General features: G+C 51.8%; 10 protein-coding genes. 3 read left to right on the plus strand and 7 right to left on the minus strand.

The window, feature by feature from the left end; all coding sequences use genetic code 11:
- Positions 1-27: 27 nt before the first annotated feature.
- A complete protein-coding gene (locus NQZ67_RS10955; protein ID WP_257445391.1) occupies positions 28-903 on the minus strand; it encodes a fumarylacetoacetate hydrolase family protein in 876 nt (291 codons plus the stop codon).
- Between the two features lie 137 nt (positions 904-1,040).
- Positions 1,041-1,799, minus strand: coding sequence for an IclR family transcriptional regulator (locus tag NQZ67_RS10960; RefSeq protein WP_257445393.1), 759 nt, complete (start codon positions 1,797-1,799; stop codon positions 1,041-1,043).
- 221 nt (positions 1,800-2,020) lie between these two features.
- On the opposite strand from NQZ67_RS10960, the gene NQZ67_RS10965 reads away from it, so the two are divergent.
- A complete protein-coding gene (locus NQZ67_RS10965) occupies positions 2,021-2,872 on the plus strand; it encodes an AraC family transcriptional regulator (RefSeq protein ID WP_257445475.1) in 852 nt (283 codons plus the stop codon).
- 49 nt (positions 2,873-2,921) lie between these two features.
- On the opposite strand, the gene NQZ67_RS10970 is transcribed toward NQZ67_RS10965, so the two are convergent.
- From NQZ67_RS10970 to NQZ67_RS10980, 3 genes are all read right to left on the minus strand, one after another.
- Complete coding sequence (locus NQZ67_RS10970; RefSeq protein WP_257445394.1) at positions 2,922-4,607, minus strand: glycoside hydrolase family 2 protein; 1,686 nt, start codon at positions 4,605-4,607, stop codon at positions 2,922-2,924.
- Positions 4,591-6,603: a beta-galactosidase gene (locus tag NQZ67_RS10975; protein ID WP_257445396.1), complete on the minus strand. Its 2,013-nt coding sequence runs from the start codon at positions 6,601-6,603 to the stop codon at positions 4,591-4,593. The genes NQZ67_RS10970 and NQZ67_RS10975 overlap by 17 nt, the downstream gene beginning before the upstream one ends.
- A gap of 152 nt (positions 6,604-6,755) precedes the next feature.
- Positions 6,756-7,580, minus strand: a complete 825-nt coding sequence (locus NQZ67_RS10980; RefSeq protein ID WP_257445397.1) for an AraC family transcriptional regulator — start codon at positions 7,578-7,580, stop codon at positions 6,756-6,758.
- A gap of 124 nt (positions 7,581-7,704) precedes the next feature.
- Between NQZ67_RS10980 and NQZ67_RS10985 the strand changes: the two genes are divergently transcribed.
- Both NQZ67_RS10985 and NQZ67_RS10990 read left to right on the plus strand, forming a co-directional pair.
- The gene (locus tag NQZ67_RS10985; RefSeq protein WP_257445399.1) at positions 7,705-9,519 is read left to right on the plus strand and encodes an alpha-galactosidase; all 1,815 of its coding nucleotides are present in this window, start codon (positions 7,705-7,707) and stop codon (positions 9,517-9,519) included.
- Between the two features lie 46 nt (positions 9,520-9,565).
- Positions 9,566-10,279 (plus strand): rhodanese-like domain-containing protein, encoded by a 714-nt coding sequence (locus tag NQZ67_RS10990; RefSeq protein ID WP_257445401.1) that lies wholly within the window; start codon positions 9,566-9,568, stop codon positions 10,277-10,279.
- 86 nt (positions 10,280-10,365) lie between these two features.
- Here NQZ67_RS10990 and NQZ67_RS10995 read toward each other — a convergent pair whose 3' ends face one another.
- On the minus strand, positions 10,366-11,175 hold the full coding sequence (locus tag NQZ67_RS10995; RefSeq protein WP_257445403.1) for a polysaccharide deacetylase family protein: 810 nt from the start codon (positions 11,173-11,175) through the stop codon (positions 10,366-10,368).
- A 12-nt stretch (positions 11,176-11,187) separates the two neighbouring features.
- Positions 11,188-15,264 (minus strand): cellulase family glycosylhydrolase, encoded by a 4,077-nt coding sequence (locus tag NQZ67_RS11000; protein ID WP_257445476.1) that lies wholly within the window; start codon positions 15,262-15,264, stop codon positions 11,188-11,190.
- Positions 15,265-15,401: the final 137 nt, after the last annotated feature.

The following is a 15,401-nucleotide window of genomic DNA, read 5'->3' on the forward strand; positions in this document are numbered from 1 at the left end:
GCCTTTCCCTCCTATTATATGCCTCTATTAGGCTACGACGGTATTCATTAACGTTCCGATAGACGTAATGTCAATCTCGATACGATCATTCGGCTTAAGCGTGAAGTCGTTCGGCGGAACAAGACAGGTTCCCGTCAGAAGAACCGTCCCGTCGAATAACACATTGTCCCGCTTCAGAAACGATACCAGCTCATCCAATTTCCGCTTCAGCATTCCCGTGTTCGCCGAAATGTCGACGACGGCTTCGTCGTTCCGGTAGATGCGCAGCCCGATCTCCAGATCGTACGGATTCGGCGTCGCCTCGGCTAGCCGGATGGCAGGCCCGATAGAGCAAGACTGCTTCCATATCTTCGCTTGCGGGAGATACAGAGGATTCTCCCCCTCGATATCCCGGCAGCTCATGTCGTTGCCGATCGTGTAGGCTACGATATCTCCTCCGGCGTTCAGCACGAGACCAAGCTCGGGCTCCGGCACCTGCCAAGAGGAATCGCTTCGCAGCTTGACGCTTCCCCCGGGACCTACCGTACGCGCCAATGTCGATTTGAAGAAAATTTCAGGACGTTCGGCATCATAGACAAGATCGTACAACGTGGAGCCCGCATCGGCTTTGCCGCCGGTTACTTCGTAATTGCGGGCTTCGCGGCTGCGCTGGTACGTGACGCCTGCCGCCCATACTTCCGGAGCATCCACAGGGGATAGTAGGTCTAGGGAATTCCACTCTCTATTCAGAGGCGTGCCTTCCCTTATGTCGGACTTGATCAGCTCAAGCGGAGTCATCCCTTGCCGTTCTGCCCTGCGGAACAATTCCCATACATCCTTGTCCGCCAGGGGGTAAACCGCATCCTCATCCGTTACCGCCGCAAATCCTTTTTTGTCCCCATCGCCATATTGAATCAACCGCATAACATCTCTCCTCGTTTTATAATATAGTACATCGTTCTATAATATAGCTATATTAAAACCTCTAGCGAGACCTCTCGAGGATGAGAGACCGCGTGTAGAGGTGAGTTTGATGCATCATATTGGATGTAAGCGAACCGTTATGCCCGATGCCCCAACCTTTGGGATATGTCCGCCGCGGTTTGATTCAAATCCGCAATCAGCCTCTCCAGCTCTTTATCGTCTACTCGCGACCGCAGCGTCGAGACGCTGATCGCCGCAGTCATTTGGCCATGATGATCGAACACAGGCACAGCCGCGCATCTCACGCCAACCTCGTTCTCCTCGTCGTCGATAGCATAGCCGCGCTGTCTAACCAGCTCCAGCTCGCGGAGGAAGTCGCCAGCGCCTGCGATCGTCTTCTCCGTAAGCCGAACGAACTCGTAGCGCTCAAGCAAACGGTCGAACCATTCCCGCGGCTGATAAGCGCTGAGCAGCTTGCCTACGGAACTGCTATGCAGCATGACTCGCCTCCCTATACGGGAGTAACGGATCGGGGCGAGATGCCCTTCCACTTTATCAATGTATACGCCTTCATAACCGTCCAATATGACCAAATGGGTCGTCTGTCCCGTGCTTTGCGTGAACTGCTCCAGGCTAGGCTTGGCAATCTGCCTGATGTCCATGGATTGCAGCAGCTGCTGCCCTTTCTCCATTAGCCGCAGGCCGAGCCGGTATTTCCCGCTCTCAAGGTTCTGCTCCATATACCCTCGAGACTGCAGCGTCTTCACCAGCGAATGAACCGTGCTCTTATGAAGCCCCATCCTGTCGCTGATTTCCGTAATCTTGAGCTCCGGGGTCCGTTCGTCGAATAAATCCAGTATGAGAAGCGCCCGTTCAACGGCTTGTATAATCGGCATGGATCGTTACAACCACCTTCAAGTTCAATCTCTGCTTAAAAAGGGATTCGACGTCCGCTTCCTCTTTCCTGCCTGCTCGCGGAATTCATGCGTGGACAGCCAGCCCAGAAGTCCTTGCGATAAGACTGCGCCCCCTTTATGATGAAAACAATTGAACCATACCAACGATATCGAATGGGGGGAATGCCCGAATGGAGCTACCAAAAATAAATCTTGGGAATATGAATGTCAGGGTTTCTTTGGGCGGTTTATTATTAAATGTTTTGTATGTCCATTACGGGTTCTTCCATCAATCCTATCTGGAGCACAGCCACAGCATGAAAAGCTACGAACTGCATTATATTCCTTGCGGCCAAGGAATCCTTGCAGCAAACGGCGTTAAATATCCGATATTACCCGGCACGCTTTATATGACCGGTCCGGAAATTGTACATGAACAAATTACGGATCTCTCCGACCCTATGGCAGAATATTGCATATGCTTTGAAGTGTTGGCCCATACAGCTGGCGATGATCCGGATCTTTCCTTCATTGCGGACCAATTCGTTCAAACGAGCTTCTGGTTGGGCCAGGACAACCAGAATATGCTGCAGCTGTTCGAACAGCTCTCCGACGAAACCTCCAGCCGGTATATCGGCTGGTATAGGAACGTTCAGATTATTATCGAACAACTAGTCATCAAGCTTGTCAGAAACTATACGAATAATTATCCGACAACCTCTGTCATGCCTGTAAAAACGTTGGATGACGAGAGAGTCGTAATTATTGAAAACAGCTTTCGGTCAGGCTTTCGCGACATAACCGTTCGGACACTTGCGCAGAAGCTTGGCCTGAGCGTGAGACAGACGGAGAGAATCATTCATCATTATTTTGGCATGTCGTTTACGCAGATGTTGACAAAGGCAAGAATGACGGCGGCCGCCCATCTTCTTCATACGACCGCCATGTCCGTTAGCGAAATCGCGCAGCATGTCGGCTTTTCCTCACTGGAACCATTTTGCAACGCGTTTAAGAGGTATTACAACGTCTCGGCAGGGGACTTTCGCGCCGCGAATCGGTCAAGCTATCCCTAAATCGAAAAGGAACCTTGGATCTCTCCAAGGTTCCTTGCCATCAGTGCGATTACCCTCCTGCAAAATACTCCTTCACAACGGAATAAGCCAGCTTCGGTCTGCGGTACCGGTCCACGATTCCCTTGCTGTTCTGCGTTCCCGCGCGGGTCAGCAGCCATCCCGTCCCTTCCGTTACCCTGCAATCGCAAAATTGCCAGATCAGCATGCCGGACAAGAACGGGACGGACGTATAAGCCGCCAAATTACTCTCCATGATATCGGCATGGCGTTCCTCCGTTCCCTTCACCCGGCTCGGGTCGCGGTAACCGTAATAGCCGTCTCCGCCGAATTCGCTCATGATCATCGGCTTCCCAAGTCCGCCGGCCTCATCCGCCCAAATTCTCGCCTGCTTGACAAGCTCCAGCGGATCCTCGTCTCCGTACCAGAGCGGATACAAGTTGAACGAGACGATATCCGCAAGATCGAAGCAAAGCTCGCGATCGCGATGATGCGAAGCGAAGCTTAGCGGCCTCGACGAATCCATCGCCCGGATTTGCTCGAGCTGCGTCCGGTACATCTCCCGGCCTTCCGGCGTATCGCTGGCGCACTCGTTCAGAATCGCCCAGATGATGATGCTCGGATGGTTGAAATGGTTCTCCACCATCTCCCGGTTGCAATCCTCGCACTGCTTGGCGAACAAAGGATGCTTCATTTGCTCCAGACTGAGGCCGCGCGCATGATTTTCTTCCCAGACGAACAAGCCCCGCTCATCGCACAAATCAAGAAACCGTTCATCGTTTGGATAGTGGCTGGTCCGTACGGTATTGGCCCCCATGTCCAGCATCAATTCCATGTCGTGCACCATAAGCGGATAAGGAATGGCGGCTCCCGCCAGCGCATGATCCTCATGCCGGTTGAAGCCCTTCAGAACAACGTCCTCGCCGTTTACCTGGATGCGGCCATTCTCCGTCGTCACCGTTCGAAAGCCGACCCGCTCGATCAAATCATCCACGGGAGCATCTCGCCCTTCAATATACAGAAGCGCCTTCAGCAAATAAAGCGTTGGATCGCCAGCCGACCAAGGGTTAACGCCGGGGAACGATTCCGTGATCGAAATTTCGACGGATTCATCTGGCTTTACGCTGACCTCGCCTGCGTCGATGTCCCGGCCCGCCAGACTGAGCTGTAGCCGTGCGCGGCGAACTCGTTGTCCGATATTCCGTACATAGATGCTGATCGCACCCTGCCAGCCTGCAGCCATACGAATCGGCGTAAACGCGATTCGTTCGATGAACAGCTCTTGCAGCAGCTCGATCGCCGCGGGCCGGATCAAGCCGCCATACGTATAATAATCGTTCGGAACATGAAGCGCGGACGATTCGCCGAACGAATTGTCCACGATCACCGCAATCTCATGCGATCCCGGTTCGACATCCGGAATGACGACGGCAAACGGCGTGTACGCATTATAATGGCGCCCTGTCGGAATCCCGTCGAAGAAGACGTCGGCTGTATGGCTTACGCCTTTGAAAACAAGGCGAATGGCGCCTTTCCGCGTTATTTCTACTGTTCGCCGATATACTCCTTTTCCCTGATAGGTGACAAACTGCGGATGCATCTCCCAACACCCGGGCACGGGCATCCGGTATTGATAACGTGCCGGCAATCCCTCCATACCGGCAATCGGTTGAAAATCCCAATCGCCCTCCAGCTCTTGCACGTTGCGTATTTCATTCGTTCTAAACAGTCGCAGCAATGGATTTCCCTCCAAACTCTTGATCTAATTCGATGATTTCAACCGCATAGGGGTCCATGTGTACGGCAGGACCGACGTTCATCTCCTGCAGAATGCTCCTGTACGTACCCTTTAGCACGACGGTCTGCTGCTTTGGCGTCAGATTCAACAGGAACAAATAATTGGCGTCCTCTTTCCGGCGAATCGAAATTTGCACGCCCTCCGGCAAACCGGCAAATCGGGTTAGCCCTGCATGGTCCGCAGCCTTCCCGAATAATTCCAGGTAGAAGCTTTCCTCGGCAACGGTACCCGTATAATAGACTTGGCCCTTTCCATACGAATGAACCGTTACAGCCGGTTTACCGGCGTAGAAATCGTCCTCATACCAAGCAATGGTCTCAGCTCCCGTAGGCTCCAGAACATCGCACCATTGACTGCATGAATAGGTCTTCCCGTCCTGCAAGCGGATCGTATGAACGTCATGGCCGACAGGATCGTATTCCGCTACGGTTACGCCCGCGGCCTCGGCCAAATGAGCAGGCAGCGGATGCATCCAGCATACGTTGCTCCTATTTTTGACGCCGGTACGGTTCGTCAGGATGAGAGTAGCTCCGTTCTTCGCGCAATTCTTCAGCTTGTCCGCCAGCTTCTCATCCAGCAAATAGAGCGAAGGCGCAATAATAAGGCGATACTGGTCCAGATCGTCCGTTGTATTCACAACATCCGTCAGAATGCCGGATTTGGTCAGAGCACGGTGATAAAGCTTCAGATTGTCGAAATAATTCATGCCTTCTGCCTGTGGTTGAATCTCGAACGCATTGTACAAATCATGGGAATGGAGAACGGCAGCCTCGCCAAGCACCTCCGATTCCGCCAAGACGGGAGAGAGCCGGTTCACTTCCTCGCATAACATCCGGTATTCCTCGAATCGCCTGCCGGGAACATTGCTATGGTCGATTAATCCATGCCAGAACTGTTCGGCGCCATACGGGGCGCTTCGCCAACGGAAATGAACGAGCGTGTCTGCTCCGCGGGCTATGCATTGCCACGCGAAGGCCCGGATAAACCCGGGCTGCGGGGTTCGCCACATCGGAAACCAGCATCCGGGAGGGCCGCTTATCGTTTCCATGATCCAGAAATTTTGCCTTTTGATCCCCCGGGCTAAATCGAGCGTCAACGCGCCGCCGTAACCTCCCGATACCGCTTTGTCCGGGCTCGTGCTTGGGTAATAATCGAGGGAAGCGAAGTCCAGTACCTCGCAAAGCTTGTAATAATCGAGGGACATCGGATAGCTCCAAATATTATGCGTGACAAAATGGTCCGGGCAATATTTGCGCAAAATATTAACTTGCAATTGTTGAAATTCCACAACGGAATCGGTTTCGAACCGCTTCCAGTCGAGCAAATAAGACGGATTCCTGAATTTGGCGCCGCCTAGCGGTGTCGTGATTTGCTCCCAAGAGCTATATTCGCCGCTCCAGACTACCGTGCCCCAATCCCGATTCAAGGCCTCCAAAGTATCGTACTTCTCCGACAGCCATTCGCGAAACCGGTTGTTGCAGCTCTCGCAATGGCACTCATTCAGGCTGAACTCATTGTCGATCTGCCAACCGATCACTGCCGGGTGGTGGGCGTAATGAGAAGCCAGCTTCCCCACGATTCTCGCCGAAAAGACACGCATGGACGGACTGTTGTAGCAGCGGTGTCCGCGAATGCCCGGATAGCGCGGATTCAGCATAGCGTCGCGGGGAAGCACATCCGGAAAGCGCTCCACGAGCCAATTGGGAGGCGTGCAGGACGGCGTGCCGATCACGACCTGGATCCCATATTTATAGAAAACATCGATTGCATCATCCAGCCAGCCGAACTCATACCGGCCTTCCTCCGGCTCCAGGCGCGACCAAGCGAATTCGGCCACGCGGATCAGGCTGACTCCCGTATCCCGCATCAGCCTCGCATCCTGCTCCCACATCGAGCGCTCCCAATGCTCCGGATAATAGTCAACACCCATTCTCATTCCTATCCACCCCTATGTCCCAATACTTGTCACATTAAATTATAGAGCACGCTTTCATTGCGAACCATGATTATCAAGTCATGGAATAGCATGAAATAGACACTAGATTGCACAAAAAAAATGACGCATCCATTCATGCGTCATTTACGTGTTCATTCATAGTTATTGATGGATTGTTGAAAGAACTTTTGTTCTCTCCATTGCGTAGGGGTCATATTAAAGTGTTTTTTAAACAGCTTCGAGAATTCCATTTGATTGTCATATCCGACACTACCCGCAACTTCTTTTATGGTCATGCTGCTCTTTTTGAGAGATTGCGAAGCCATCTCCATTTTAAGAGAGATAATGAATTGCTGCGTGCTTATGCCGCAAATGCTTTTGAAGATGCGTGCCAGGTGACTGCGGTCTATGTTCAAAAAATGGGCGATTTCGGAAACGGCTATCCGTTTGTGCACATTGCTTCTTATATAATTTTTGGCATAAGAGACATAGGTTTCTGCCGTATTCTCATCTTTCGTCAATAATTTGCCCTTCGTAAGCGCCGCGATAAACGGCCAGAAATAGCTCATGATCGTTTCAAAGTCGGTCCAGCCTAAATCGATTATATTCTTCAGCGCGTTTCCGACGCCGTTATCATCATTTATGACGTGGTTCTCGTGCGAGAAGCCTGTCACGGACATCATCCTCTCCGAGAAGCTGCCGTCAAACTCGATCCAACGGTACAACCACGGATCATGGTCATCCGCCTTATAATAGGCCGTTTGTTTCGGATAGATCAGGAAAAACTGTCCTGCGTGTACTTGATAAACTTTTTTATTAATATGCAACTCGCCATGCCCGCTGTAAATGTAATGGATGAGATAGAAGTTACGCGCCGCGGGCCCGAAGGAATATCCGTTATCGCACTGCTGTTCCCCATATTGCATGGGATAAATATCGGATGAGATTAAAGGACTTTTCGCATAATAGAGTTTCATTGCATTCAGCTCCCGGAACTACTATATCACATTTCCCCATAATCACTCGATAAAAACACATTTATCTACTCCGCTATTTATCCTATCATAACAATAAAAATGCAACTTGCGAGGAGGATTTCTTATGGAGAAAGTATCAGCTAAAGTTACATCAAGGACAGCGCCGGACAAGATCACGGATCCCGACTACATGTTTCCGGCTTTCTCGAACGGCAAGGTGCTTCTGAATAAAAAGCAGGGACGCCTCCCTGCCATGGGCTGGAACAGCTGGAATGCCTTCGGCAGCAAGAACAGCGAGACGCTCACAAAGTTGATGGCGGACGCGATCGTCGATTTGGGGCTTGCGGAGCTGGGATACAAGTATGTCGTGCTCGATGACGGCTGCTATAAGTCCGAACGCGTCAACGGGTTGCTTTCAAACGAAACGATTAAATTTCCAAGCGGCTTTAAGGCGTTATCCGATTACATCCACGGCAAGGGACTTAAATTCGGTATGTACAACGATATAGGAACACATCTTTGCGCGGGCTCCGCGGTAGGCACTTGCGGCTTTGAAGATGTCGACACGAGGTCGTATATAGACTGGGGAGTCGACTTTATCAAGGTTGATAACTGCTACTACCTTTGGGACAATGCCACGTTCTCGGACTCCACCAACGCCAAATATTCCTATGCCCCGAATATTAGAAGAATAACGGTTATGGGCGAAAAACTGAATATCACTTTAAATGCGGTGAAGGACGGTGTGCTTCTAGGCCAGGGCGCATCCAAAAACAGCGGCGATTATGTAACAAACATCGGCACCTTCGACGGAACAAACGTGGGGACTACACCTGTAGGCGTCCGCTCGGGAGAGCTGGCGTTTACCGTGAACGCGCCGGCTGGCGGAAACTACGCCATAACCGTCCATTACGCAAGCGGCGAGGAGAATGGCACGGGACGCTGGCTTCAGCTTGCCGTAGGAAACGCAGAGAATGAAACCCGATATTTTGATGATTTGCTTCCTCTTACCGAAAGCACGATTGCCTTTACAGATTCGGAGGAAATAACGGTTTCCCTAAATGAGGGAGAAAACATCATACGTCTTATGAACCATAGAAGGCAGGAGAATACCCTTAATTCCTATGCGGTTTTGCTCGAAGGCTTGAACAAGGCTGACCCTAACCATGATATTGTATTCTCCATCTGCGAATGGGGGAAAACGCAGCCGCAAAACTGGGGATATAAGGTTGGCGACTCCTGGCGCATTCTTAATGATATAACCTTCAGCGTCGGCTCCGATGGCAATCCGGGCTCCGCCGAGTGGAGTTCGAACCATACCGCAAGCATTACCTCGCAATATAGCAAGGCGGTTATTATGGATGAGTTTGCCGGGCTTGATAAGGGATGGAACGATCCCGATATGCTTGTCATCGGTATGAACGGGATTACAACGACCATGAGCAAAACGCATATGACGATGTGGTGTATGATGAATTCGCCGATCATGCTTGGAATGGACTTAAGACGGATTGCAAAGGGCGACGAGCTATGGAGGATTATCGCGAACAAAGAGGTTATCGCCTTGAATCAGGACCCGCTCGGCATCCAGGCCAAAAGAATTTATTGCTCTATCGATAATACCAATCCCGATACGGCCTATATTGCGAATACCAACCGTGTTGATATTCTGGCAAAGCCTCTTGCGAACGGAGATTTAGCCATATCCTTTATCAATCTCAGCGACTCGAGAGATACGAAGGAGCATTCCGTTGATGTAAGCCGCATTATCGATTATCTTAGGCATAAAATGGTTGATGCCGAAACCTTCAAACATGCAGCAAGCTATGGCCTAAAAGATTTATGGACAGGCGAGGTTACAACGAGCATTTCAAAGACCTTCTCTGTTACAGGCATTGACGCCTATGACAATGTCACCCTAAGAGTTACTCCTCTATAATAAGCTGATGATTGAGGATCTTGTTACTACCGAACAGTTTGTGACCATGGTCATTAGAATCAGTAAAGGCCATATAGAGCCGACGCGCGACAGCTGGTCGTCAGGCTATATGGATTACGCGTTGTATAAGGGAATGATCGAGGACTATGATCTAACCAACGTAAGCAAACCCATTGAGCGCCGTTCCGCCGCAAGGATCGTTCATGAGACGCTGCTAACCGAATTCGGAGAAAAAGACGAGCAGGACTGGTCGGCGGCAGAAAATCTTAAGGACTTGTATTCCTGCCGTACCTGCGTCATGCATATCGCGCAGATGTATGTGAAAGGGATCATGCCCGGGCGTGATCCATACATGTTCGATACAGCGGGCAGTTTAACTCGTGTGGAAGCCGAAGAAGTTGTTGCTAGAATGCTTGATAGGGAGCAGCGTATTCCTCGGACTGAGGGCAGAGTATTTCAAAGTAAACATCTGACCCCCGATGAAGCATGGGAGCTGATGGGGAATGACCCTACGGCAATGTTAGTAGATGTGCGTACGAATGAGGATTATCGAACAGGGCATATCCGAGGAAGCATTTGTATACCGTTACAGGATATCTCCAATAACCCGTTCTCGGTGTGCGTGCGAAAGGATACTCCATTAATCCTTTACTGTCAAAAGGGCTATAAAAGTTCTATAGCGGCACAAGCCCTTATAGATGCAGGTTATAGCAGCGTTTATACGATTCCAGGACTAGAGCAGTATTCGTATCCTTTATAATAGGACGCCGGCTGCTTCCATTGTCCTCATATAGCAATAGCCCCCGTCTTTGATGTCATAGATGGGGGCTATTTGATCCTTGCTTGCTATCTCAGCCTCTTCGTTTCGCCTGCCGCAATACGGACGGCTTCGCCGTCTGCGCTAACCCAAACCTCTTGAGCATTCGGATTATGCACCATGCTTCGATCAACCGAGAAACGGAGCGCTTTGAGCGCATTCTGGTAGGATGCAATATCCGTCATCGACGCTTTCCAGACCGACTCCTCGCCGCCGAGCAGCTCGCCCGCCTTGTCTATCAGATCCCAGTTGTCATCATGATCGAATTCGTAGCTGTGGCCCCAGATAAATAATAGCTCCATCCGGCTGAACCACGACTTGGATGACAGAAATTGTTCCGCCTTCTCAACCATCTCTTTGTGGTGGCAGGTCGGATGCCATCTCAGCGGATCATCCGGCATGTGGAAGCCGCCGTGGCTCTGGACGGTGCGGGCATATTCGATACCAAGCACCGGCAGCGCGCGCACAACGCGGTCGTTGTAGGTGCCGAACGGATAACTCATGCCGCGTACGGGATATCCCGCAATCGCCTCCAGATTTCGGCGATCCGCGATCAGCTCCTCCGCAATCTGATCGTCCGGGGACTGCTCCAGGAAGGGATGAGTGACGGTATGGGCCGAAATCTCGTGGCCGCGAAATAAGTCCGCCGCTTCTTCGGCACGGATGTATCCTTCCTGGCCGAAATTGCCGGAATTCAGATGGAACGTTCCTTTGAGGCCATAGCGGTTAAACGCCTGCACCAGCCTCCTGTCTTGCTCGCGGCCATCGTCGAAACTAAACACGACCGCCTTGCTGAGCCCTCCCGGAAACCGGTCGAATCGAATGCTCACGTTTCTCATATTCATTCCTCCTCATTTCCTTCCTTGATCATGGGGAACCGTAACGGTGGCGGATGCTTCCGTAACATTCCCTGCCTGATCTGTTGCTCTATAGGTGATCGTATAGACTAGAGGCTCTTTGCCCTTTGCTTTTTTGGCCAGCAGCTTGAATTCCGTATCGAATGTGCCGAAATCGGCTTCTTGTACCATGGATTCGTAGCGGTCGACTTCTACGCTCGGCGTAATGGATACCAATTCCGCCTGAGACAGCCCAACATCCGTTTCAACGGTTGCCGTTACTTTTACCAGCTTGTTGTTGGCCGGCCACAAGGTTTCCTTATCCAGAACAACCTTCAAGGCAGGAGCAGCCGTATCAATGATCAAGCTTCTGTACGCCCATTCCGACCAAGCGCCCCGATTATCCTTTACACGAACCCTAATCGACCAACCTCCGTCCGCCAGTCCGTTCAACGTGTATGAACCGGATGCGCCCGCTAGTTCTCCGCTGTCCGCAACAACCGTCTCGAAGCCGTTGCTGGAGGCTTGAACCTGATAAGCAGCCTGAACGTCCGCATCGTCGGCGTCAAGGAACGACCAGTCAATCTGCGGACTGTTCAGATTGATCGCCTGTCCATCCTCATACGAGGTGATCGAAGCGGTTGGAGCCGAATTAGGCGTTGGTTCCGTCGCATCCTTGACAGCCATAAGCTGCTCAAGCAGCACCTTATCCATCATTTCATTTGTAGTTCGGTTGTAAAATACATTTGTAATATCCCATAAAACCGGGGTAAATCCCCTTGAATATGCGGCCTCGGCCACCGACGTAAGATAGAGCCGTATCATTTCTGGTGTCTTATTTCTTGTGGCTACGCCAAACTCCCCCATGATAACGGGGATGCCTTTGTCGATGAAACGTGTTTTTACCATATTCATGAGCCTGTTTAGATCAGCGAAGTCTTCATCCGTTCCCCACTCCGAACGCGCTTCTCCCCATTCCACATCCTCATCGATAATGGCGAATGTTGGAGGATTGTAATAATGGACCGATACTGCGCAGCGTTTTTGAGGATCGTTTGGCATCTTATAAAGTTCATCGACGGTTTTCTCAAAATCGGTTCCATAACCGCCAATCAACAGATGTCGTTGTTCATTGTTGCCACCGGAACCGCGCACAATATCTACAAATGTCTGATTGATCTCATTCAGCAACGCATAGGCTTCTTCTTTGCCGCCGGGTTTAGTTTCTTGACCGCTGTAATAGTTCCATAAATCAAACCATATGCCTTCTTCATTGAAAGACTCGAACATCAGATGATCGTCATAGTCTCTAAAAGCGTCTGTCAGTTGTGTCCATATACGTGAATATTTGTACATCGATTCTTCTTTTTCTGACGGAAACTTCTCAAACCAGCCGCCGTCCCAGTGAAGATTCAGAATAACGTACATACCGCTATCCAGTGCCCAATCCACTACTTCTTTTGCCCGGGCCAGGTAATCAGGATTAATCGTGTAATCCTCGCCCATCATATTGGACCACGCTACTGGAATTCGAAGGACGCCAAAACCTTCGTTGGCATAACCTTGAATCATTTCCTTCGTAATAATGGGACTGCCCCAGGCCGTTTCATAATTTGAAACACTGCTGTCATCAATCCAGCTGCCTGTCGCTTCTAACGTGTTGCCCAGATTAATGCCGATTCCCATTTCTTTGACGAGCTCCATTGTTGTGATATCTCGCATTGGTTTGGCCGGCGTTACTACCGGCGCACCCTGTTTAATATCGCCGCGCACGATGCCCATACCGTTCGTACCGATATAGACCCGGCCGTACACTTGCCCATCGCCCGTAATCACCCCTCTTGCATTCGCGAATTGATGCTGATCGTCATTAATGCGAATCCAGCTCGCTCCTTCGTCTTCCGAGCGGTAGAACCCGTACTTGCCGCCGTTCACTCTCAAGCCGGCATAGATCGTTTTATACGTTTTGCCTGGCGCTTCTTTGCCGAAACCGACGGATACCGCCTCATCAACGCCCGTTAGCTTCTGGAAGCTCGCTCCCGAATCCGTTGAACGGAATAGTCCTTCCGAGCTGGCAAGCCAGATATCGCCTTCAGCCGTAGGAGCAGCCTTGAACTTGCCGCTCAGATGTTCCGGCAATCCGGAAGCCGCCGTAGCGGTGAAGTTGACGCCGCCATCCGTACTGACATAGAACGTCCCTTCATGGAATCCGTAGAATTTGTCCGGATTGATACGGTCCGAAGAGACGACGGAGCCTTGCGGGATGCCTGTCGATGCTGTCCACGTCTGGCCAAGGTCGGTAGAGTAGCTTACCGGCCGCTCGCCGTCGCCGTCCGGAGCCCAAACAATCGTATCGCCGTTCGCGCTGACCGCTACCCATTCTCCGCTCGTATTGTCGTTGCCCGCCGACTCCCAGGCATTGGCTGCCGGCGTCCAGGTGACGCCGTTGTCTGTCGATACGCCCATCCGCGCTTCTTGGTTCGATGCATGGCCGACGCGCACGATCAAGTTCGGATTCGTCTCCGCGTAGTCCAGATCGGTGCTTGATCCGATATAAGGATTGGTGATCATATGCGGCGCCTTATTCAGGTCTTCATGACGGAACCCGCCGATATCGCCCATCGAGCTGATGAGCGGCGCCCCTGATGGAGGACTGATCAAGCCCAGAATCGCGGTCTCTTCAATCCCGTCCGCCATGACGGAGATCCCGATTTTCTCGCCCTTGTCGAAATCGGTCACGTTCTCGGAGCCGAACAGCGTCGCTCCGGTACCGTACATGATCCGGTCGGAGTTAAACGGATCGATCTCCAGATCGCCGATCATCCAGCCAAGCTTCGGCGAAGTTTCCGGGTCCGTATCCGGATCACGCTGAATGCCCCAGTCGAGCCATGGCGAGATCGAGTAATCGATCGTGTACCGGTTGTCGCGCTTCGGATACTCGGTGAACTGCCACAGGTTCTTCCATGTTTGCCCGCCGTCTGTACTGCGATAAATGAAGTTGTCCGGCCACCATACGTTCATCGAGGCAACCATCAGCGTATCTGGATGTTGAGGGTCAACGGCAAGACCGCCGTACGGCTTGCTCGTATTGCCGACTCCGTCCGGGGTGATGTCCGTCCACTCGCCCGTCATCGTATTCAGCTTCCATACCGCGCCAGTGCCGGCGTCGTACGGTCCGATGGACGAGTTGTACGAAATGTATAGCATCCCGTTGGAACCCAGCGTTCCGTGGTGGGGCAGGAAGCCCTGATTCGGCTGGCCTTCTACCGGCTCCCAGGTTGCGCCGCCGTCGACCGACTTGTAAATGCTCGTCTGCGTATCCGCCAAGCCGACATAAATCGTTTGCGTCGCATGGCCTGCCGAACCCGTCGAAGGATCGAAGGTGATCCATGCGGGGCCGACATTGCCGCCGAAGCTATCATTCACGTTGCCGACCGAAGTGAAGCTCTCCACCTTATTCCATGTCGCTCCATAGTCCTCGCTCTTCCACAATCCGTTCCCGTTGCGGGCTCCCAAATAGAGGATCCGGTTATCGTTAGGGTCGATCGCCAGTCGTTCGCCCATGGAACGGCCGGGCATGTTGCCGCCGGATTTGAATGGCAGTTCTACCATCCCGAACGTTTGTCCGCGGTCCTGCGAACGAAGGATATAACCGTTCGTCGACACCCAGTCGTTCGAGTAAGTGCCGGCCAATATATAGAGGCGATTCGGATCGACAGGGTCGGTAGCCATACTCTCCACGCCCGACAGGTTCCAGTGTTCCAGACTCAGCCATTCCAGCAGCTGAATCCATGTCTTGGTCGCTGGGTCCCAGCGATACGCGCCCCCCATGTCCGTGCGGGCATAGATGAGATCCTTCTCCTTCTCGTTGAAAATAATGCCCGGAATAAATCCGCCGCCGACGATCTTCACCCTGCCCCAATCATAGGCTTGCTTTTTGACCGGAACGATATTCGATTGTACGGTCGCCGATGTGCCTCCGGTCGAATCCGCCGCGAATGCCTTGTTGTGGGGCGCCAAGGATGGGCCCATGCTTACCGTCAATGCGGCGGCCGTCACCAGAAGTGACGCGGACTTACATAAGGAAATCATTTTTCGGGAGAAGCCACTCGACTTTTTACTTGTTTTCATCAAACTTGTCTCCTTCTTCAATCGTTTTCTTCTTGCGTTCATGCCAATTGCCTTTGATGAAAGTCTAAATATGAAAACGTTTTCATTTTTTAACAACC

This window comes from Paenibacillus soyae (assembly GCF_024623455.1).
In the GTDB taxonomy this organism is placed as follows: domain Bacteria; phylum Bacillota; class Bacilli; order Paenibacillales; family Paenibacillaceae; genus Pristimantibacillus; species Pristimantibacillus soyae.

What these genes read in the sequence shown, in the direction of transcription:
- NQZ67_RS10960 (WP_257445393.1), bottom strand. Translation starts at nt 1,799, where the DNA reads ATGCCGATTATACAAGCCGTTGAACGGGCGCTTCTCATACTGGATTTA.
- NQZ67_RS10965 (WP_257445475.1), top strand. Translation starts at nt 2,021, where the DNA reads ATGAATGTCAGGGTTTCTTTGGGCGGTTTATTATTAAATGTTTTGTAT.
- NQZ67_RS10975 (WP_257445396.1), bottom strand. Translation starts at nt 6,603, where the DNA reads ATGAGAATGGGTGTTGACTATTATCCGGAGCATTGGGAGCGCTCGATG.
- NQZ67_RS10995 (WP_257445403.1), bottom strand. Translation starts at nt 11,175, where the DNA reads ATGAGAAACGTGAGCATTCGATTCGACCGGTTTCCGGGAGGGCTCAGC.
- NQZ67_RS10985 (WP_257445399.1), top strand. Translation starts at nt 7,705, where the DNA reads ATGGAGAAAGTATCAGCTAAAGTTACATCAAGGACAGCGCCGGACAAG.
- NQZ67_RS10990 (WP_257445401.1), top strand. Translation starts at nt 9,566, where the DNA reads ATGGTCATTAGAATCAGTAAAGGCCATATAGAGCCGACGCGCGACAGC.
- NQZ67_RS10980 (WP_257445397.1), bottom strand. Translation starts at nt 7,580, where the DNA reads ATGAAACTCTATTATGCGAAAAGTCCTTTAATCTCATCCGATATTTAT.
- NQZ67_RS10955 (WP_257445391.1), bottom strand. Translation starts at nt 903, where the DNA reads ATGCGGTTGATTCAATATGGCGATGGGGACAAAAAAGGATTTGCGGCG.
- NQZ67_RS11000 (WP_257445476.1), bottom strand. Translation starts at nt 15,264, where the DNA reads ATGATTTCCTTATGTAAGTCCGCGTCACTTCTGGTGACGGCCGCCGCA.